At 65.2% G+C, this 17,776-nt stretch carries 19 protein-coding genes; 8 read left to right on the forward strand and 11 right to left on the reverse strand.

Annotation, left to right across the window (positions count from 1 at the left end; genetic code table 11):
• The first annotated feature begins 61 nt into the window (after positions 1-61).
• The 5 genes from P0645_RS15945 to P0645_RS15965 all read left to right on the forward strand — a co-directional run bounded on the left by P0645_RS15945 (position 62) and on the right by P0645_RS15965 (position 4,172).
• Positions 62-727 carry an SDR family NAD(P)-dependent oxidoreductase gene (locus P0645_RS15945; protein WP_284165586.1) on the forward strand — a complete coding sequence of 222 codons (666 nt, stop codon included), beginning with the start codon at positions 62-64 and terminating at the stop codon, positions 725-727.
• 5 nt (positions 728-732) lie between these two features.
• Complete coding sequence (locus P0645_RS15950) at positions 733-1,182, forward strand: GNAT family N-acetyltransferase (protein ID WP_284165587.1); 450 nt, start codon at positions 733-735, stop codon at positions 1,180-1,182.
• Positions 1,183-1,478: 296 nt separating this feature from the next.
• Positions 1,479-2,264, forward strand: coding sequence for a 5'/3'-nucleotidase SurE (gene surE / locus P0645_RS15955; RefSeq protein ID WP_284165588.1), 786 nt, complete (start codon positions 1,479-1,481; stop codon positions 2,262-2,264).
• On the forward strand, positions 2,264-2,914 hold the full coding sequence (locus P0645_RS15960) for a protein-L-isoaspartate(D-aspartate) O-methyltransferase (protein WP_502854229.1): 651 nt from the start codon (positions 2,264-2,266) through the stop codon (positions 2,912-2,914). Before surE ends, P0645_RS15960 begins: the two co-directional genes overlap by 1 nt.
• A gap of 58 nt (positions 2,915-2,972) precedes the next feature.
• Positions 2,973-4,172 (forward strand): peptidoglycan DD-metalloendopeptidase family protein, encoded by a 1,200-nt coding sequence (locus P0645_RS15965; RefSeq protein ID WP_284165590.1) that lies wholly within the window; start codon positions 2,973-2,975, stop codon positions 4,170-4,172.
• 148 nt (positions 4,173-4,320) lie between these two features.
• Here the strand turns inward: P0645_RS15965 and P0645_RS15970 are convergent, their stop codons facing one another.
• The 4 genes from P0645_RS15970 to P0645_RS15985 all read right to left on the reverse strand — a co-directional run bounded on the left by P0645_RS15970 (position 4,321) and on the right by P0645_RS15985 (position 8,740).
• Positions 4,321-5,292, reverse strand: a complete 972-nt coding sequence (locus P0645_RS15970) for a 2-hydroxyacid dehydrogenase (protein ID WP_284165591.1) — start codon at positions 5,290-5,292, stop codon at positions 4,321-4,323.
• Between the two features lie 109 nt (positions 5,293-5,401).
• Positions 5,402-6,295 (reverse strand): succinate--CoA ligase subunit alpha, encoded by an 894-nt coding sequence (sucD, locus tag P0645_RS15975; protein WP_284165592.1) that lies wholly within the window; start codon positions 6,293-6,295, stop codon positions 5,402-5,404.
• On the reverse strand, positions 6,292-7,491 hold the full coding sequence (locus tag P0645_RS15980; RefSeq protein WP_284165593.1) for a malate--CoA ligase subunit beta: 1,200 nt from the start codon (positions 7,489-7,491) through the stop codon (positions 6,292-6,294). Before P0645_RS15980 ends, sucD begins: the two co-directional genes overlap by 4 nt.
• 10 nt (positions 7,492-7,501) lie before the next feature.
• A complete protein-coding gene (locus P0645_RS15985) occupies positions 7,502-8,740 on the reverse strand; it encodes an aminotransferase class V-fold PLP-dependent enzyme (RefSeq protein WP_502854371.1) in 1,239 nt (412 codons plus the stop codon).
• 186 nt (positions 8,741-8,926) lie between these two features.
• Between P0645_RS15985 and P0645_RS15990 the strand changes: the two genes are divergently transcribed.
• From P0645_RS15990 to P0645_RS16000, 3 genes are all read left to right on the forward strand, one after another.
• Positions 8,927-9,586, forward strand: coding sequence for a response regulator transcription factor (locus P0645_RS15990; protein WP_284165595.1), 660 nt, complete (start codon positions 8,927-8,929; stop codon positions 9,584-9,586).
• A gap of 132 nt (positions 9,587-9,718) precedes the next feature.
• Positions 9,719-10,696: an HpcH/HpaI aldolase/citrate lyase family protein gene (locus P0645_RS15995; RefSeq protein ID WP_284165596.1), complete on the forward strand. Its 978-nt coding sequence runs from the start codon at positions 9,719-9,721 to the stop codon at positions 10,694-10,696.
• Between the two features lies 1 nt (position 10,697).
• The gene (locus P0645_RS16000; protein WP_284165597.1) at positions 10,698-11,954 is read left to right on the forward strand and encodes a glycerate kinase type-2 family protein; all 1,257 of its coding nucleotides are present in this window, start codon (positions 10,698-10,700) and stop codon (positions 11,952-11,954) included.
• Here the strand turns inward: P0645_RS16000 and P0645_RS16005 are convergent.
• From P0645_RS16005 to P0645_RS16035, 7 genes are all read right to left on the reverse strand, one after another.
• Entirely contained in the window at positions 11,948-13,087 is a 1,140-nt protein-coding gene (locus tag P0645_RS16005) for a M56 family metallopeptidase (RefSeq protein WP_284165598.1), read from the reverse strand. The two genes, P0645_RS16000 and P0645_RS16005, sit on opposite strands and share 7 nt — an antisense overlap.
• Positions 13,074-13,469, reverse strand: a complete 396-nt coding sequence (locus P0645_RS16010) for a BlaI/MecI/CopY family transcriptional regulator (protein WP_284165599.1) — start codon at positions 13,467-13,469, stop codon at positions 13,074-13,076. The genes P0645_RS16005 and P0645_RS16010 overlap by 14 nt, the downstream gene beginning before the upstream one ends.
• Positions 13,470-13,547: 78 nt before the next feature.
• Positions 13,548-13,814, reverse strand: a complete 267-nt coding sequence (locus P0645_RS16015; protein WP_349775093.1) for a DUF2160 domain-containing protein — start codon at positions 13,812-13,814, stop codon at positions 13,548-13,550.
• A gap of 131 nt (positions 13,815-13,945) precedes the next feature.
• Positions 13,946-14,743: a carbohydrate ABC transporter permease gene (locus P0645_RS16020; RefSeq protein ID WP_284165601.1), complete on the reverse strand. Its 798-nt coding sequence runs from the start codon at positions 14,741-14,743 to the stop codon at positions 13,946-13,948.
• A gap of 8 nt (positions 14,744-14,751) precedes the next feature.
• On the reverse strand, positions 14,752-15,615 hold the full coding sequence (locus P0645_RS16025; protein ID WP_284165602.1) for a carbohydrate ABC transporter permease: 864 nt from the start codon (positions 15,613-15,615) through the stop codon (positions 14,752-14,754).
• Positions 15,615-16,694 (reverse strand): ABC transporter ATP-binding protein, encoded by a 1,080-nt coding sequence (locus P0645_RS16030; RefSeq protein ID WP_284165603.1) that lies wholly within the window; start codon positions 16,692-16,694, stop codon positions 15,615-15,617. Before P0645_RS16030 ends, P0645_RS16025 begins: the two co-directional genes overlap by 1 nt.
• Positions 16,695-16,701: 7 nt before the next feature.
• Entirely contained in the window at positions 16,702-17,766 is a 1,065-nt protein-coding gene (locus tag P0645_RS16035; RefSeq protein WP_284165604.1) for an ABC transporter ATP-binding protein, read from the reverse strand.
• Between the last annotated feature and the right edge of the window lie 10 nt (positions 17,767-17,776).

A 17,776-nucleotide genomic window follows, 5' to 3' on the forward strand; every position in this document is an offset into this window, starting at 1 on the left:
GCAGCTACATGTCAACATTTACCATTGCGCGCTACTTTATGGAATGCGACATGGCTTGGCCATGACCGACACACGCCCCCTTGCCGAACGCCCGCTCGCCCTCGTCACCGGCGCCTCGCGCGGATTGGGCTTCGCGCTCGCCTCCGCGCTCGGCGCCGCGGGCTGGCATGTCCTCGCCGTGGCCCGCACCGTGGGCGGGCTCGAGGAGCTTGACGACCGCATCACCCGCGCGGGCGGCACCGCAACCCTCGCCCCCCTCGACGTGACCGACGAGGGCGCGATGGACCATCTGGCGAAATCCATCGCCACCCGCTGGGGCGGGCTCGGGCTCTGGGTCCATGCGGCGATCCACGCGCCACCCCTGTCGCCCGCCGGTCATCTCGACATGAAGGACATGGACAAGGCGCTGAAGGTGAACCTCCGCGCCACCGCGACGCTCATTCCGCTGATGGAACCGCTCTTGCGGGCCGGAAACGGCACCGCGCTCTTCCTCGACGATCCGCGCGCGGGCGAGAAATTCTTCGGCGCCTATGGCGCGACCAAGGGCGCACAGATGGCTCTGGCCCGCAGCTGGCAGGCCGAGACCGAACGGACCGGCCCGCGCGTCCTCATCGCCACCCCGCGCCCCTCCGCCACCGCGACCCGCGCCCGCTTCTTCCCCGGCGAGGACCGCGCTGTCCTCGCCGATATCCACGAGGAAGCCGCCCGCCTCCTCACCCTTCTCTGACCCGGATGACCGCCGCTGTCGACATCCGCGACGTGACGGACGCCGACGAGGCCGACTGGCGGCGGCTCTGGGCGGGCTTCCTTGCCTACTACGATATCAAGCTCGACCCCGGCATCACCGATTTCACCTGGGCGCGCCTGCTCGCCCCGGCGAACCCGCTCACGGCCCGCATCGCCCGTCTTGACGGCCGGGCCGCAGGCTTCGCCATCCACCAGCTGCATCCCTCGACCTGGGTGATGGGCGAGGATTGTTATCTCGAAGACCTGTTCGTCGCCGAAGAAGCGCGCGGACAGGGCATCGGCCGGGCGCTCATCGAGGATCTGAAATCCGTCGCCCGCGCCAAGAGCGCACACCGGCTTCACTGGTTCACCGACAGCGAGAACACCCGTGCCCGCGCCCTCTATGACAAGCTGGCCGAAGCGGACGGCCATATCCGCTACCGCACCGTTCTCTAAACCCTCCTCCATCATCTTGGACCAAATACCTCGGGGGTGATGAGAGGTAAGCCGAGGTCCAGTGGACCTCGGCCTCGAAGAACGCCCGCCCGCGTCGGGCGGGCTGGGGGGCAGCGCCCCGATCCACTCCCCGGTCCACGCCCCCCCATCCGCGCCCCCGTCCGCGTGAAACGCGGAGGCCCCGTCGAGGGCCGGGGTGGGTGGGCGGGGCCCGAGACGGGGCCTTCTTCCAGCTAACCGCTTTACCCCGGCCGTCATTCCTTCTACATCTGGTAGTGGAACCGGGGCGGGCTACCATGCGCATTCTCATCACCAATGACGACAGCATCAACGCCCCGGGGCTCGAGGTGCTGACCGCCATCGCCCATGACATCGCCGGACCGGACGGCGAGGTCTGGACCGTCGCCCCCGCCTTTGAACAATCGGGCGTCGGGCACTGCATCAGCTACACCCATCCGATGATGATCATGAAGCTCGGCCCCCGCCGCTATGCGGCCGAGGGGAGCCCCGCCGATTGCGTGCTCGCGGGCATCTATGACGTCCTCCACGGCGCGCGGCCCGATCTCGTCCTCTCCGGCGTAAACCGCGGCAACAATGCCGCCGAGAACGTGCTTTACTCCGGCACGATCGGCGGGGCGATGGAAGCCGCCCTTCAGGGCCTGCCCGCCATCGCACTCAGCCAGTTCATGGGGCCAAGGACCGACGAGATCGACGACCCGTTCGAGGCCGCCCGCAGCCATGGCACCCAAGTCGTGCGCACCCTCCTCGACAAGGCCCTCTGGGACGAGAAGGACTATCGTCTCTTCTACAACGTCAATTTCCCGCCGCTTCCGGCGGCCGAGGTGAAGGGCCTGAAGGTCGCGGCGCAGGGCTACCGCACCGACACGTTCTTCGGGGTCGAACCGCATGTCTCGCCTTCCGGCCGCAAGTTCCTCTGGATCACCGGCGGGCCGCAACATCAGGCGACCGCCCCCGGCACCGATGTCGCCGTCAATCTCGACGGCCATATCTCGGTCACGCCGATGCGCGCCGACCTTACCGCCCACGATACGCTCACGGACCTCGCCCGCCGCCTCGAATGATGGCTGACATGACAGACCGCGCCGAACAGCAGATGCGCTTCCTCTATACCCTCCGCTCGCGCGGGGTCACCGACCCGCGCGTTCTGGAAGCGATGGAAAGGGTCGACCGTGGCCTTTTCCTCAAAGGCATCTTCGCCGACCGCGCCTATGAGGATGTGCCCCTTCCCATCGCCTGTGGCCAGACCATCAGCCAGCCCTCGGTCGTGGCGCTGATGACGCAGGCGCTGGACGTGACCCCGCGCGACAAGGTGCTCGAAGTGGGCACCGGCTCCGGCTATCAGGCGGCGATCCTCAGCCAGCTCGCCCGCCGCGTCTATACCGTCGACCGTCACCGCCGTCTGGTGCGCGAGGCCGAAAGCGTCTTCCGCGAACTTGACCTCGCCAATATCACCGCCTTCGCCGCCGACGGATCTTTCGGCCTGCCCGATCAGGCACCCTTCGACCGCATCCTCGTGACTGCCGCCGCCGAAGACCCGCCCGGGCCGCTCTTGGCGCAGCTCCGCGTTGGCGGTATCATGGTCCTGCCCGTCGGGCAGTCGGACGCGGTACAGAGCCTGATCAAGGTCACGCGGTCCGAGACGGGGTTCGATTATGAAGAATTGAGGCCGGTGCGCTTCGTGCCGCTGGTCGAAGGTCTGGTGCAGGACTGACACCGGACTTGAATGGCAACCAGAGGCCGGAACGCGGCCCGGATGGTGAGGATATGAGATGACAGGCAAGCTGACCCGGACTATCGCGCGCACCTTTCTGATAGGCGGCTCGCTTCTTGCGCTTGCGGCCTGCGAAAGCGACGGTCGTTTCGACGGCGATTTGAGGCATTTCGGCCAGAACATTTTCGATACGTCGGACGCGGCGCGCACCGCAGGCGCGGCGCGGCCGACCCCCGACCAGCGCGGCATCATCTCCTACCCCGGCTATCAGGTCGCGGTCGCCCGCCAGGGCGACACGGTCGCCTCGGTCGCCGCGCGGATCGGCATGGATCCGAACGAGCTGGCCAACTACAACGCGCTGCAACCGGCCTCGACGCTCCGCGCCAATGAAGTGCTCGCCCTGCCGCGCCGGGTGGCGGAGGCGCCGATGGTCAGTGAACCGGGCACGGTCGATGTGACCACGATCGCGGGCGGCGCCATCGACCGCGCCACCGGCCAGCCGGGCACGGTGCCCGCCTCCGCCCCCACCGGCACTGTCACCGCCACCCCGCTCACGCCTTCAAAGCCCGCGGCGCCCGCCCCGACCGGGGCCGAGCCGATCCGCCACAAGGTCGAACGCGGCGAAAGCGCCTATTCGATCGCGCGGCTTTACAATGTGAACGTCAAGGCACTCGCCGACTGGAACGGGCTTGGCAAGGACCTCTCTGTGCGCGAAGGCCAGATCCTCCTCATTCCGGTGGGCGCCAAGGGCGGCGTTGTCGTGACCGACAATAGCAGCAAGCCCGGCGAAGGGTCGAAGACCCCGACCCCGCCCTCGGCCGCAGAGCCGGTGCCCGAGGAAAAGACCCAACCAGCGGCCGAGCCGGTGAAGAAGCCCCCGGCACCCGATGTCGGCGCGACGACGTCCAGCGCGAAGCTTTCGATGCCGGTCCAGGGTTCGATCATCCGTGGCTATCAGAAGAAGAAGAACGACGGGATCGACATTTCGGCTTCGGCCGGTACCGCCGTTGCCGCTGCAGGCGACGGGACGGTCGCGGCGATCACCAAGGACACCGAGGGCGTGCCGATCCTCGTCATCCGCCATGCGGGCAACCTTCTGACCGTCTATGCCAATATCGAGGGGATCGCGGTGAAGAAGGGCGACAAGGTCAAGCGCGGCCAGACCATCGCCAAGGTGCGCGGCTCCAATCCCGCCTTCCTGCATTTCGAAGTGCGGCAGGGCTTCGAGTCGGTCGATCCGATGCCCTATCTGCAATGAGGTTCGATCGGCGCCGGTTTCCGGGTCTGATTGTGAGCGTCATGGAAACGGATTGTTGAAAAAGTGAAAGGCGCCGGGAGCTAACGGCGCCTTTCTCTTCCCGGGGTCTTGTTGGCCCTGACCCCGGCAAGTCGTCTCGCATGTCGCTTCAGGCCACCCGGTCGGGCGGCGCCTTCCCATCGAAGAAGGCGCTTATGTTGTCCATCACCCTGAACCCCATCGCCTCGCGCGTGGCGCGCGTGGCTGAACCGAGATGCGGCAACATCACGAGGTTCGGGCAGTCCATCAGCGCCGCCGTGACCTGAGGCTCTCGTTCGAACACATCAAGTCCCGCACCGCCGATCCTGTGCGCCGCCAGTGCTGCGGCGAGTGCTGCCTCATCCACCACCTCGCCGCGCGCGGTGTTGATGAGGAACGCATCCCGGCGCATCAGCGCCAGCCGGTCGGCATTGATCAGATGCCGGTTCGCCGCCCCGCCCGGACAGTGGAGCGAGACGAAATCGCACTGGGGCAGCAACTCCTCGACCGACGCCACCTGCCGCGCGCCATAGCGCGCCAGCACCTCGGCGGCGACCGGGGACCGGTTCTGGATCAGGATCTTCATCCCGAAGCCATGGTGCGCCCGCTGCGCCATCGCCTGACCGATCCGGCCGAAACCGATGATGCCGAGCGTGGCACCTGAAACCTTGGTGCCGATCATGTGCGTCGGGCGCCAGCCGGTCCAGTTCCCGGCCCGCAGTTCCCGCTCCCCCTCGCCCGCGCGCCGCGCGGCCATCAGCATCAGGGTCATCGCGATGTCCGCCGTGCAGTCCGACAGGACGTCCGGCGTATTGGTTACAGCCATCCCGTGGCGCCTCGCGCCCTCAAGGTCGATATGGCTGAAGCCCACCCCGAAATTGCCAAGGACCTTGGTCCGCGCCTGCGCCAGATCAAAGACCTCGGGACCAAGCTTGTCCGTCACCGTCGGGCAGACCGCGTCGAAGGTGGCGAAGGCCGCGCGGAAGTCCGCCGCGCTCATCGGCCGGTCAGGCTCGTTCAGCGTCAGGTCGAAACGGTCGGCCATCGACCGTTCCACCGCTTCCGGCCAGCGCCGCGTGGTCAGGACCTTCGGTTTCACCATCGTTTCAACTTCCTTAAGGCCGCGCGCGGGGAATACGCTCAGGCATACGTTCTGCCATACGTTCCGCATACCTTGCCGGACGGACCCGCCGCCCGGCAAGGCCGCGCATTCAGGCCGCCTTGCGGCGCAGCACCCGCGCCACGGTTTCGCCGATGACGGACGGATTTTCCGCCACCGTCACGCCCGCCTCGCTGAGGATCTCGACTTTCTCGGACGCACTCTCGCCGAAGGCCGAGATGATCGCGCCCGCATGACCCATCGTGCGGCCCTTCGGCGCGGTCAGACCGGCGATATAGGCGACGACGGGCTTCGTCATATGTTTCTGGATATACTCCGCCGCCTCCGCCTCCTGCGGGCCGCCGATCTCGCCGATCATGCAGACGATCTCTGTCTCGGGGTCGGCCTCGAACGCCTCCAGCACGTCGCGGAAGCTCGACCCGTTGATCGGGTCGCCGCCGATGCCCACGCTGGTCGACACGCCGATGCCGAGGTCCTTCAACTGCTGCGCCGCCTCGTAGCCAAGCGTGCCCGACCGGCCGACAATCCCAACGTTTCCGGGCAGATAGATATGGCCCGGCATGATGCCCAGAAGCGATTTCCCGGGCGAGATGGTGCCCGCGCAGTTCGGCCCCGTCAGCACCATGCGCTTTTCGCGCGGGTAGCGCATCATGTAGCGCTTCACGCGGATCATGTCCTGCGCGGGGATGCCGTCGGTGACGCAGACGCAGTAGCGGATGCCGCCGTCGGCCGCTTCCATGATGCTGTCGGCGGCAAAGGGCGGCGGCACGAAGACGATCGAGGCATTGGCCCCGGTCGCCGCGACGGCTTCCTTCACCGTGTTGAAGACCGGCACGCCATGGACGGTCTCGCCACCCTTGCCCGGCACCACGCCGCCGACGACAAGCGTGCCATATTCCACCATCTCCTGGGTGTGGAACTGCGCGATGCGGCCGGTGATGCCCTGGACGATGACGCGGGTATCGCGGTCGATGAAGATGGTCATTTCACGGCCCTCACTTTGGTATTCTGCGCCATATCGTTCTTCCAGGCCGTCACCGCCCGCTGCGCCGCTTCCATCAGCGTCGTCGCCCGGATGATCGGCAGGCCGGATTTTGCAAGAATCTTAAGGCCTTCCTCGACGTTGGTGCCCGCGAGGCGCACCACGACCGGCACGTCCACCGGCTCGGCCCGCAGCGCCTGCACGACGCCTTCGGCCACCCAGTCGCAGCGGTTGATACCGGCGAAGATGTTCACGAGAACGGCCTGCACGTTCTTGTCGGAGGTGACGAGCTTGAAGGCTTTCGCCACCCGCTCGGGCGTCGCGCCGCCGCCGATGTCGAGGAAGTTCGCAGGCTCCCCGCCCGCAAGCTTGATCGTATCCATCGTCGCCATCGCAAGACCGGCGCCGTTGACGATGCAGCCGATATTGCCGGTCAGCCCGATATAGGAGAGCCCCCGGTCGGCAGCGCGGGCCTCGCGCGGGTCTTCCTGGCTCTTGTCGCGCAGTTCGGAAATCTGGGGATGGCGGAACATCGCATTGCCGTCGAAGGTCATCTTGGCGTCCAGCGCCATGATCCGGCTGTCGGCGGTGATGACGAGCGGGTTGATCTCGACCATCGTCGCATCCAGCTCGGTGAAGGCGCGGTAGCAACCTTGCAGCGTGCGGACCATCTGCTGGGTCATCGCCGCCGGAATGCCAAGCGCGAAGGCGATCTCGCGCGCCTGGAAGTCGCGCAGGCCGACCGCCGGTTCGACGGTGGACCGGACGATGGAGTCGGGCTTCGTCGCCGAGATATCCTCGATCTCCATGCCCCCCTCGCCCGAGGCCACGATCATCACCCGCTGGGTCGTGCGGTCGAGAACGAAACCGAGATAGATTTCCCGCTCGAACGCCGTCGCCGCCTCGACATAGACGCGGTAGACACCCTTGCCCGCCGGGCCGGTCTGATGGGTAACGAGCTTCATCCCGAACATGTCGGAGGTGACGTCGAGGATCTCGTGATCCGAGGAACAGAGCTTGACGCCCCCCGCCTTGCCGCGCCCGCCCGCATGGACCTGCGCCTTCACCACCCAACGGTCGCCGCCCAGTTCGCGGGCACGGTAGGCCGCCTGTTCAGGGCTGTAGGCCAGCGCCCCGTCCGGGACGGCGACCCCGAAGCTCTTCAATATGTCCTTGGCCTGATATTCATGGATATCCATGGCGTCCTCCCTATTCCGCGGCCAGCGCCGCACGGTAATGACGGGCGAGCCCCGCCATCACCTGTTCCTTGTTCACGCCCGCGCCGAGCGCGTTCAGCGCATCGGCAAAGCGGCTGACGATCTCGGTGATCCGCGCTTCGCCCAACTGGTTCAGGATGCCGACGCGCACCTGCACCGGTTCCGACAGGGTCGGCCAGATGCCGAACCCCTCGGCGCGGCATGTCTGGACCAGCTCCTTCTCGCGGCCCTTGAGCGCGGGCGGCAGGTTCAACACGACGAGCGACGTCATGTTCGAGGTGACGACGCAGCCCATCGCCTCGACCGCCGCGCGCAGAGCGGCCTCGTGGAATGCATAATCACGCGCCTTCCGGGCGCGGCCATGGTCCAGCGTCAGGCGCAGCGCCTCGTGGAAAGCGGCGATGGCGTAGCCGGAATGGGTGCGGTGATAGGCGGGCTGGGCTACATCCTTGCCGTCGATCACGCCCCAGTGGCGCGCCTCAAGCACCGGATGGTGAACATAGGTCGCGCAGCCATTCGCCCGGACCTCGGCGATATAACGGTCGGTGAAGGACACCGGCGCATAGGTGAGCGGCAGGCAGAGCACACCCTTCTGCGGGCAGGAGGCCCAGCCATGCACGCCCGGATAATCGTCGATCGAAAAATCGGCGATGCCGAGCGAGGAAACCGCATCGACGAGGCCAAGCGCACCATGGCGTTCGCAGGCGTCGGAGAAACCCTTCAGATCGTTGATCCGGCCCGACCCGGTTTCCCAATGTGCCATGAAGGCCCACTTCGGCTTGCGGGCGGCGAGCGCCTTTTCGACCATCTCTTCGGTCACCGACTGGCCATGCGGCACGGTGACGATGGTGACCGACGCGGCCTGCGGGTTCATCGGATCGGCCCGCAGCTCCTCCCGCGTCGCGGCCTTCAGGCGGATCGTCAGGCAGTCGATCCCGCTGAACGTACCGTTGGTGAAGGCGACCACCGTGTCGCCGGGCAGGATGGCGCTGAGCATGCAGTCGAGGCCGGAAAAACCGGTGCCGCCGACGCCGAACGTATGGATATTCCGCGTGCCCCAGAGGCTGCGCAGCATCTGCTTGCATTCGATCATGCCGCGCAGCACATCCGCCTGCATATGGTCCGCAACCCCTGCACCGGCAAAAGCCGCAAGGACCCGGGCGTCGGTATTGCCCGGGCCCGGACCCGCAGCGAGCGTGTCGGGGATCGAGAGGGCTGGGAAGGCGATCATGTCTGGCATCGGCGGTCCTGGGCAGAGTGTGGCGCCAACAAAAACCGGTTGCCCCGGCGCCACAACCTGCCTTACTCCTGCTTTCGGGTATCTTTTGAGGCTGTTTTTTTCCTACCCATTCAGGTTGGAATACCGCTGTATGCAATATGACCTCCTGCCAATACGGGTAGGTTTCAGGAAAATAAGATGACTGATCAAAGACTTAACGTAACGGAAAGCCCGATCGACCTGTCACTCGCCGACAGCAATCCGCTGGTGCTTCAGGCTTTGTCGGAGCTTTTCGACCGCGATCCGCGATTCTCGCTGGTCGCGACCTCGGCGACGGCCGAAGGGTTTCTCGGCGCGGTGATGCGGGTACCGGTCCGGGTGGCGGTGATCGACTGGATGCTGCCCGCGCTTGGTGGCCAGAAACTGATCGAGGTCCTGCGCGACCAGCCGGGCGCGCCGCGCATCGTGGTCTATGGCGAGGAAAGCCGGGGCGAAGTGGCGCGGCTCGCCATGCTGGCAGGCGCCGCGGGTTTCGTCGCCCGCACCAATCCGGCCGAGAAGCTGCTTGAGACCTGCCTTGCCGTAGCGGCGGGCCAGATGGTCTTTCCCTTCCTCGATGTGCGCGACCTGCAGGCCGATCCGATCGCGCAACTGACGCGCCGGGAAAAGGCGCTGCTGGACTCTCTGGCGAAGGGTCATTCGAATAAGGAACTGGCGCGGGATTTCGAAATATCGGCCAATACGGTGAAATTCCACCTCTCGAACCTCTTTGAAAAACTCGGCGTCCGCAATCGCGCCCAGGCCATCGCTTTTTACTATTCCTCGAGGCTCGCGAAGGACGGCGCGGGGCGGTCCTGATCCCTCGCAACCGCCCCGTCACGATCTTTCCCCGCGACAGTCTGTCACGCAATTTTCTTGCTTGACAGGGGCCGTTTCCTTCCCCCTTCTCTGCCGCCCGTCGATGACACCCAGCCGCGAAGGATTCGCCCCATGAGCTTCCACACCGTCGAACAGGCCCCTGCCCGCCTCAACCGCTCTGAACTCGCCGTTCCAGGCAGCGCCGTTCAAATGTTTGAAAAGGCTGCGCAATCGGACGCAGATGTGATCTTCCTCGACCTAGAGGATGCCGTCGCGCCGGACGACAAGGCGCAGGCGCGCAAGAATATCATCAAGGCACTGAACGAGATCGACTGGGGCACAAAGACCATGTCGGTCCGCATCAACGGGCTCGACACGCACTACATGTACCGCGATGTCGTGGACGTCGTCGAACAGGCGGGTGAGCGGCTCGACCTGATCATGATCCCGAAAGTCGGCACGGCGGCGGATGTTTATGCCGTCGACATGATGGTGACGCAAATCGAAGATGCGATGGGTTTTAAGAAGCGCATCGGGTTCGAGCATATAATCGAAACCGCACTCGGCATGCAGAATGTGAATGAAATTGCCGCCGCCTCGAAACGGAATGAAAGCCTGCATTTCGGTGTGGCAGATTATGCCGCCTCGACCCGCGCGCGCACGACCATCATCGGCGGCGTCAATCCCGATTATTCGGTCCTGACCGACCCCTTGGAGGACGCGACTCGCGCCACCCATTGGGGCGACATGTGGCACTATGCCTTGGCGCGCATGGTGGTCGCGGCGCGCGCGAACGGGCTCCGCCCCGTCGACGGCCCGTTCGGCGATTTTTCCGATCCCGAAGGCTACAAGGCAGCGGCGAAGCGTGCCGCTGTCCTGGGTTGCGAGGGCAAATGGGCGATCCACCCGAGCCAGATCACGCTGGCAAACGAGGTGATGAGCCCCTCGGAAAAGGAAGTGACGCGCGCCAAGCGCATCCTTGAAGCGATGATGGAGGCGGCCAAGCAGGGCAAGGGCGCGGTTTCGCTGGACGGGCGGCTGATTGACTACGCCTCGATCCGTCAGGCAGAGGTGCTGGTGGAGAAGGCCAAGCAGATCGCCGGAGTGTAAGATGGACATGCGCGCAGAGGCGACCCGGCTTTTCCAGGCGGCCGTCAGGGCCGCCGACCCGGCCGGGGCGCTGAAGCGCGCTTTCCGCGACATTCCGGTCCAGCCGCCGTCCGCCGGCGGCGGCTGGAGTCTTGTCGCGGTCGGCAAGGCCGCCGTGCCCATGGCCGAAGAAGCTCTCGGACAGCTGAGCGGCGCACCGGTCAGGGCGCTGGTCATCACGAACTACGAAAACGCGAGGCCCGTGGCGGGGGCCCGGGTCATGGCCTCGGGCCATCCGGTGCCGGACGAGAACGGGGCGGAGGCCGGGGCTGCCGTCACCGCGCTGCTTGAAGCTGCCACCGCCGCCGACCGGGTGATCGCGCTCATCTCGGGCGGCGGCTCCGCGCTTCTGCCCGCGCCCGCGCCGGGGCTGACACTCGCCGACAAGGCGGCGGTCAACCGGTTGTTGCTGGCGCATGGCTACGCGATCACCGAAATCAACCTGATCCGCCAGCAACTGTCGCGGCTGAAGGGCGGCGGGATGCTCAGGCTCGCGGCCCCGGCCCCGGTCGAGGCCTTCATCCTGTCGGACGTGATCGGCGATGACCTGCGTGCCATCGCCTCGGGCCCGACGGTCGCGCCGCTCGGCACACGCGCCGATGCGAGGCGACTGCTGGAGGCGCGCGGCGTCTGGGCAGAGCTGCCAGCCGCCGTACGCGCCCATCTGGAGGTGCCGGAGACCAACACCGCCCCCCTGCCCCTGGCCCGAAACCGCTTGATCGGATCGAACCGCAAGAGCCTTGATGCCATCGCCGAAACCTGTGGTTCAGAGGCTGAAATCATCTCGGACCGGCTGACGGGCGATGTCGGCGATGCAGCGGGCGAAGTCATCGCCGCCGCGCGCCGGGCTGGACCCGGCGCCTCTTGCCTGATCTTCGGGGGCGAGACGACGGTCATCCTCAAAGGCACGGGCCGTGGCGGGCGCAATCAGGAACTGGCGCTGCGCGTGGCGCTTGCGATGCCCGATCTGGGGCGTGACTGGCTGTTCCTCTCGGGCGGGACCGACGGGCGCGACGGGCCGACGGACGCCGCGGGCGGCATGGTGGATGCGGGCACGCGGGCGCGGATCGTGGCGGCGGGGGGCGACCCGGAGGCGCTTCTGGCAGAGAATGATAGCAACCGCGCGCTTGCGCTTGCGGGCGATCTGTTCGTCACCGGCGCCACCGGCACCAATGTCGCCGATGTGCAGATCCTGCTTCTGGGGCCGAGGGCTCAGTAGCTCGGCTGTTTCAGCGTCGAATTCGCGTTCATCACCGCCAGCCGTTCGAGGTTGATGATGGTGGACAGCATCAGCCGGTCCTGGCTCCAGTCGCCGGGCCGCTGGATGGCGACGGCGGCAAGGAACGTCAGTGCGACCAGCGGGCCAAGAAGCAGCGCCGCGACAACTCCGGGATGACGTTCCGCCTTGCCGTCGATCAGCGACACCATCCGGTGGCGCAGGACTTGCGCCGAACGATGGCCGAAGAGGCGGCTTTCGGTTTGCACCAGCGCCACGACCGGCGCCTGCAGGGCGAACAGCCGCCGCCGTTTCAGACTGTTGTGGCAGACCCTCAGAAGGCACTGGCAATAGGCGGCGACGTCATAGCCGCGCCGCTCGATCACCTGCCGGTCGCAGGAAAGTTCGCGCAGCTCCTCGCCCATCCGCCGCCAGATGTGGAAGGCGGGATTCCAGAAGAAGAAGGGTTTCAGCACTTCCATCCCGATTTCCCAATCGACGTCATGCTGGCGCAGATGCTGGAGCTCGTGGCCGAGAGCGATCCGCAGGTCATCGGGTTCAGCGAGCATGGCGGAAGGCAGGACGATGATCCGGCGGCGCAGGCTGCGTGTCGAGAAGGGCACCGTCGTCGTATCCGCAAGCCGAAGTTCGACCCGGCCAATCCGGCGCCAGACAAAACTGTCGTCAAGCACCCGGCGCAGTTTCAGCATGCTCGCCGCGAGCCGGAAGAAAAAGAGGGCGAACCCCGCCGCAAAAAGCGCCAGAACGAGCGTCACCAGCCCCCCGAACTCCCCCGCCGCCAGCGTGCGCCGCGCGCCAAGGATGGTTTCCAGCCGCTCGGGCCGCATCTGGAAATTGCCTTGCAGATATTGCGAGACGACGAAATCGGTCAGATTGACCCGGTCAAACAGCGCCACATCCGCCCGGTCGGTCGCCTGCGTCACCACCCACACCGCGAACGGCGCGATGACGATGGCAAGAAACACCGCGCGGATCGCCCTGAGTTGCGCTGTATAGGCATGGCCAAGACCCGCAAGCCGGAGCGCCATCCGCGCAATGATCCACAGCACACACGCAAAGGCCAGAAGGATATTGACGTCGAGATAGGCGTCGATCAGGTCCCTAAGACTTGCCATTCCTGAGCCTCCTATCCAGAAGCGCCCGAATCTCGTCCAATGCCTCCTCGGACAGATCGTTGTCGTCGACGAGGCGCGCCACGAGCGAGACGGGCGTGTTGTCAAACAGCTTCTCGGATAGGTTTCGCAAGCTGCGCGACTGATAGAGATCCTTGGTCAGCGCTGGCCTGTAGGTGAAGGTCTTGCCCTGTTTCGTGCTGGTCACGAATTGTTTTTGTTCGAGAATTCGAAGGATCGTCGCCGCTGACGTATAGGCGAGCTTGCGGCCCTCGCCGAGCGTATCAAGCACGTCGCGCACCGTTCCCTCGCCAAGCTCCCAAAGCCGGGACATGAACTCCAGCTCGACTTCGGTCAGCATCTCTGGCTTTTTCTTCGGGCGCATTTGCGGGGTGGATCCTTGGTTCGTCACCTTGCACTCCAGCGATCCTAGCAGCGGCTTTCGCATTCTCAAAGCGCGGCCTCACACTTTCCAGAAACAGAAGACGCCCCATGCAATGGCGAGTGCGAGCGGCCACCACAGCGGCATGCCCATGATCCCAAGCCAGGCCATGAAGATATAGGAGGTGCCGAGAAGCGAGATGAAGAGCCGGTCGCCGCGTGTGGTGGTCAGTCCGAGCACGCCCTGCCGCTCGTCCCCGCCCGGGCGGCGGATCTCGAGAACCGTCAGTACGGCCATCGCCGCGAAGATGCCGATGAAGACGAGAAGCGTGGCGGGCGTCCAGGCCATCCAGAACGAAGGCCAGAGGGGCGCGGTCCAGGAAAAGCCTTTGTCCTCGGCCTTGCCGAGATTGCCCCAGCCCGCCGTCTGGGCATTGGCCAGGACCGGCATCAGGGTCAGAAAGAACGCTGGGTATCTCATCACACCCTCCCCAGGGCGAAGCCCTTGGCGATGTAGTTGCGGACGAACCAGATGACGATGGCGCCCGGAATGATGGTCAGCGTGCCGGCGGCGGCGAGAAGGCCGAGCTCGTATCCCGCCGATGACGCGGTCTTGGTCATCGTCGCGGCGATGGGTTTGGCGTAGACCGCAGTCAGGGTCTTGGCCAGGAGAAGCTCTACCCACGAGAACATGAAGCAGAAGAAGGCAGCGACGCCGACGCCCGCCTTGATCGTCGGCAGGAAGATTTTCAGAAAGAAGCGTGGGAAGGAATAGCCATCGACGAAGGCGGTTTCATCGAGTTCCTTCGGCACCCCGCCCATGAAACCCTCAAGTATCCACACCGCGAGCGGGATATTGAAGAGGCAGTGCGCCAGCGCCACAGCCCAGTAGGTGTCGAATAGCCCGACCGCCGAATAGAGCTGGAAGAAGGGCAGCGCGAAGACCGCCGCTGGGGCCATGCGGTTCGTGAGAAGCCAGAAGAACAACTGCTTGTCGCCAAGGAACCGGTAGCGCGAGAAAGCATAGGCTGCGGGCAGCGCGACGGTGACGGAAATTACTGTGTTTATCGTCACATAGGCGATGGAGTTGATGTAGCCCCAATACCAGGTCGGATCGGTGAAGATCGTGCGGTAGCTCGCCAGCGTCCAGGTCTGGGGGAAAAGCGAGAAGCCGCCGAGAATCTCCTGCGTCGTCTTGAAACTCATCGCCACCAGCCAGTAGATCGGCAGCATCAGGAAAGCGATGTAAAGGATCGGAATGATGGATCTTTTGCGCATCCTGCGTCTCACTTCACATCGTTGCGGGTCATGAGCGTGTAGAAAAGCCAGGAGGCAAAAAGCGTGATCGCGAAGTAGATCAGGCTCATCGCCGCCGCCGGGCCGAGGTCGAACTGGCCAAGGGCGATCTTCACGAGGTCGATCGACAGAAGCGTCGTCGAATTGCCCGGGCCGCCGCCGGTGAGGACGAAGGGTTCGGTATAGACGTTGAAACTGTCCATGAAGCGCAGAAGCACCGCGATGGTCAGGACCTGCTTCATTTTCGGAAGCTGGATGTAGCGGAAGACCGACCAGTTCGAGGCCCCGTCGATCTTTGCGGCCTGATAATAGGCGTCGGGGATCGAGACGAGGCCCGCGTAGCACAGAAGCACGACAAGCGAGGTCCAGTGCCAGACGTCCATGGTGATGACCGTGATCCAGGCGGCGGTCGGGTTCTGGGTCATGTCGTAGGAAATGCCGAGGACATGGTTGAGGAAATAGCCCAGAAGCCCGATGTCGGGCAGGGTGAAGATGTTCCACATCGCGCCGACCACGTTCCATGGAATGAGCATCGGCAGCGCCATGGTCACAAGGCAGACCGGCACCCAGAAACCCTTCCTCGGCATCGACAGCGCGATGATGACGCCGAGCGGCACTTCGATGATCAGGATGAGGAAGGTAAAGAAGGCCTGCCGCCCGAGCGCCGCCTGAAACCGGTCGGATTTCAGGATATCCTCGAACCAGCCGAGCCCGTGCCAGAAGAAGACATTGTCGCCGAACGTCTCCTGCACCGAATAGTTCACGACCGTCATCATCGGGATGAGGGCGTTGAAGGCGACAAGCACGACGACCGGCAGGACGAAGAGCCAGCCCTTCTGATTGACCTTGCGCATCAGGCAGCCTTCCCCTGTTCACTGGCGATCCAGCCGTCGCGGTAAAGCCGGGTCTGGTCAGGGCGGAAAGTCAGATGGACCGCCTCGCCCTGCCCCGGCACCGCGCCCTCGACGATGGCGTTTACCTTCGTGTCACCCAGCATCGCCTCGACCACGGCATGCCGCCCGAGGTCGGAGACCTTGCGCACCGTGGCGGGCAGGCCGGTCGCACCGAGCGAGACAAATTCGGGCCGGATGCCGACTTCGGTCCTTCCCGAGCTGCCTGTCACAGCCCCTTCCAGCGATACCTGATGGCCCGCGACGAATGCGCGGCCGTCGCGCAGGTCGCACGGCAGGATGTTCATGCCGGGCGAGCCGATGAAATGGCCGACGAACGTGTGCTGGGGCCGGTCGAAGAGGTCGACCGGCGTCCCGATCTGCACGACCTCGCCGTCCTGCATCACCACGACCTGGTCCGCGAAGGTCAGCGCCTCGGTCTGGTCATGGGTGACATAGATCATCGTCGCCCGGACGCGGTGGTGCAGTTCCTTCAGTTTCGAGCGCAGCTTCCATTTCAGATGCGGGTCGATGACGGTCAGCGGCTCGTCGAACATGATGACATTGACATCCTCGCGCACGAGACCGCGGCCCATGGAAATCTTCTGCTTGTTGTCGGGGGTGAGGTTCGCCGCGCGGGTGCGCAGCATGTCGGTCACGTCGAGCATCGCGGCAATCTCCTCGACGCGCGTCTTGACGCGCGACTCGTCGATACCGCGGTTCCTGAGCGGGAAAGCCAGATTATCGAAGACGGTCATCGTGTCGTAGATGACCGGGAACTGGAACACCTGCGCGATGTTGCGCCGGTCGGGGGGGAGTTGAGTGACGTCCTTGTCGTTGAACAGAATGCGGCCTTCGGAGGGCACCAGAAGCCCCGAGATGATATTGAGAAGCGTGGATTTCCCGCAGCCCGAGGGGCCGAGCAGCGCATAGGCGCCGCCATCCTCCCAGTCGAGGTTCAGTTCCTTCAGCGCATAATCCTGCGGGCCGGAGGGATTGGCCATGTAGGAATGGCGGAGCTTGTCGAGCGTGATCTTGGCCATCGTCCCCTCAGGCGACAAGCGCGCCGTCCGGCGCGAAATAGAAGCAGTTGGCGGGGTCCATGTAGAATGCGTGCGCTGCGCCCACCTCGAACGGATGGACGCCCGGGGCGAGCGAGACCCAGGTATCTTCGCCAAGCCGGAAATGGGCGGAACTTTCTGAGCCCGAAAGCTCTGTCACCATGATCGGCCCCGTCAGCTTGACTTCGGACGCCTCAGCGTGCATCGGCCGGACGTGATGGGGGCGGACGGCGACAGTATAGGGCCCGTCCGCGAGGCTCGCTGCTGCACCGGCGAGCGGCCATTCCGCCCCGGCCGTCAACCGCATCCGGTCGCCGGTCTTGGTCGCGGGTGCCGCATTGATCGGCGGGTCGGAAAAGACCCGGGCCGAGACAAGCGTGTTGGGGCGCCGGTAAATCTGGGCGGTCGGGCCGAACTGCGTCACCCGACCATCCTGCATGAGGGCAGTCATGCCGCCTAGCATCAGCGCCTCGGCCGGTTCCGATGTGGCATAGACGACGACCGCGCCGCGCCCGGCGAAAAGCTCCGGCAACTGGTCGCGCAACTCCTCGCGGAGCTTGTAGTCGAGGTTGGCGAGCGGCTCATCGAGGAAGACGGCCGTCGATTCCTTGGCGATGGCGCGGGCGAGCGCCGTGCGCTGCTGCTGGCCGCCGGACAGCTCGTGCGGGCGGCGTTTCAGCATCGGGCGGAGTTTCAGCACATCGGCCGCTGCTTCGACCCGTCCCTGGATTTCCGAAGCGGCGAGGCCCGCGACCCTGAGGGGCGAGGCGATGTTCTCGAACACCGTCATATGGGGATAATTCACGAAGAACTGGTGGACGAGGCTGATATTGCGCTTCTGCGGGCTGAGGCCGGTCACGTCCCGGCCGTTCATCAGAAGCTTGCCTGAGGCCAGCCGGTCGAGCCCCGCCATCAGCTTGATGAGGGAGGTCTTGCCAGACCCGGTCTCGCCCAGAAGCACGTTGAACCGGCCGGGTTCGAAGACAAGCGAGGTCTCCTTGATATGGACAGCCTGCCCGACCCTTTTGGTGACAGCCTGAAGCTCAAGCGCCATCCGTCCCTTC

This window comes from Frigidibacter sp. SD6-1 (assembly GCF_030143255.1).
Lineage (GTDB): Bacteria > Pseudomonadota > Alphaproteobacteria > Rhodobacterales > Rhodobacteraceae > TMP-24.

Excerpts from the sequence above, each read along its gene's own strand:
- P0645_RS16015 (WP_349775093.1), bottom strand. The coding sequence starts at position 13,814 with ATGGCCTGGACGCCCGCCACGCTTCTCGTCTTCATCGGCATCTTCGCG.
- P0645_RS16020 (WP_284165601.1), bottom strand. The coding sequence starts at position 14,743 with ATGCGCAAAAGATCCATCATTCCGATCCTTTACATCGCTTTCCTGATG.
- P0645_RS15960 (WP_502854229.1), top strand. The coding sequence starts at position 2,264 with ATGGCTGACATGACAGACCGCGCCGAACAGCAGATGCGCTTCCTCTAT.
- P0645_RS15945 (WP_284165586.1), top strand. The coding sequence starts at position 62 with ATGACCGACACACGCCCCCTTGCCGAACGCCCGCTCGCCCTCGTCACC.
- sucD (WP_284165592.1), bottom strand. The coding sequence starts at position 6,295 with ATGACCATCTTCATCGACCGCGATACCCGCGTCATCGTCCAGGGCATC.
- P0645_RS15970 (WP_284165591.1), bottom strand. The coding sequence starts at position 5,292 with ATGGTGAAACCGAAGGTCCTGACCACGCGGCGCTGGCCGGAAGCGGTG.
- surE (WP_284165588.1), top strand. The coding sequence starts at position 1,479 with ATGCGCATTCTCATCACCAATGACGACAGCATCAACGCCCCGGGGCTC.
- P0645_RS16030 (WP_284165603.1), bottom strand. The coding sequence starts at position 16,694 with ATGGCCAAGATCACGCTCGACAAGCTCCGCCATTCCTACATGGCCAAT.
- P0645_RS16025 (WP_284165602.1), bottom strand. The coding sequence starts at position 15,615 with ATGCGCAAGGTCAATCAGAAGGGCTGGCTCTTCGTCCTGCCGGTCGTC.
- P0645_RS15990 (WP_284165595.1), top strand. The coding sequence starts at position 8,927 with ATGACTGATCAAAGACTTAACGTAACGGAAAGCCCGATCGACCTGTCA.
- P0645_RS16010 (WP_284165599.1), bottom strand. The coding sequence starts at position 13,469 with ATGCGCCCGAAGAAAAAGCCAGAGATGCTGACCGAAGTCGAGCTGGAG.
- P0645_RS15950 (WP_284165587.1), top strand. The coding sequence starts at position 733 with ATGACCGCCGCTGTCGACATCCGCGACGTGACGGACGCCGACGAGGCC.
- P0645_RS15980 (WP_284165593.1), bottom strand. The coding sequence starts at position 7,491 with ATGGATATCCATGAATATCAGGCCAAGGACATATTGAAGAGCTTCGGG.
- P0645_RS15985 (WP_502854371.1), bottom strand. The coding sequence starts at position 8,740 with ATGATCGCCTTCCCAGCCCTCTCGATCCCCGACACGCTCGCTGCGGGT.
- P0645_RS15965 (WP_284165590.1), top strand. The coding sequence starts at position 2,973 with ATGACAGGCAAGCTGACCCGGACTATCGCGCGCACCTTTCTGATAGGC.
- P0645_RS16005 (WP_284165598.1), bottom strand. The coding sequence starts at position 13,087 with ATGGCAAGTCTTAGGGACCTGATCGACGCCTATCTCGACGTCAATATC.
- P0645_RS15995 (WP_284165596.1), top strand. The coding sequence starts at position 9,719 with ATGAGCTTCCACACCGTCGAACAGGCCCCTGCCCGCCTCAACCGCTCT.
- P0645_RS16000 (WP_284165597.1), top strand. The coding sequence starts at position 10,698 with ATGGACATGCGCGCAGAGGCGACCCGGCTTTTCCAGGCGGCCGTCAGG.
- P0645_RS16035 (WP_284165604.1), bottom strand. The coding sequence starts at position 17,766 with ATGGCGCTTGAGCTTCAGGCTGTCACCAAAAGGGTCGGGCAGGCTGTC.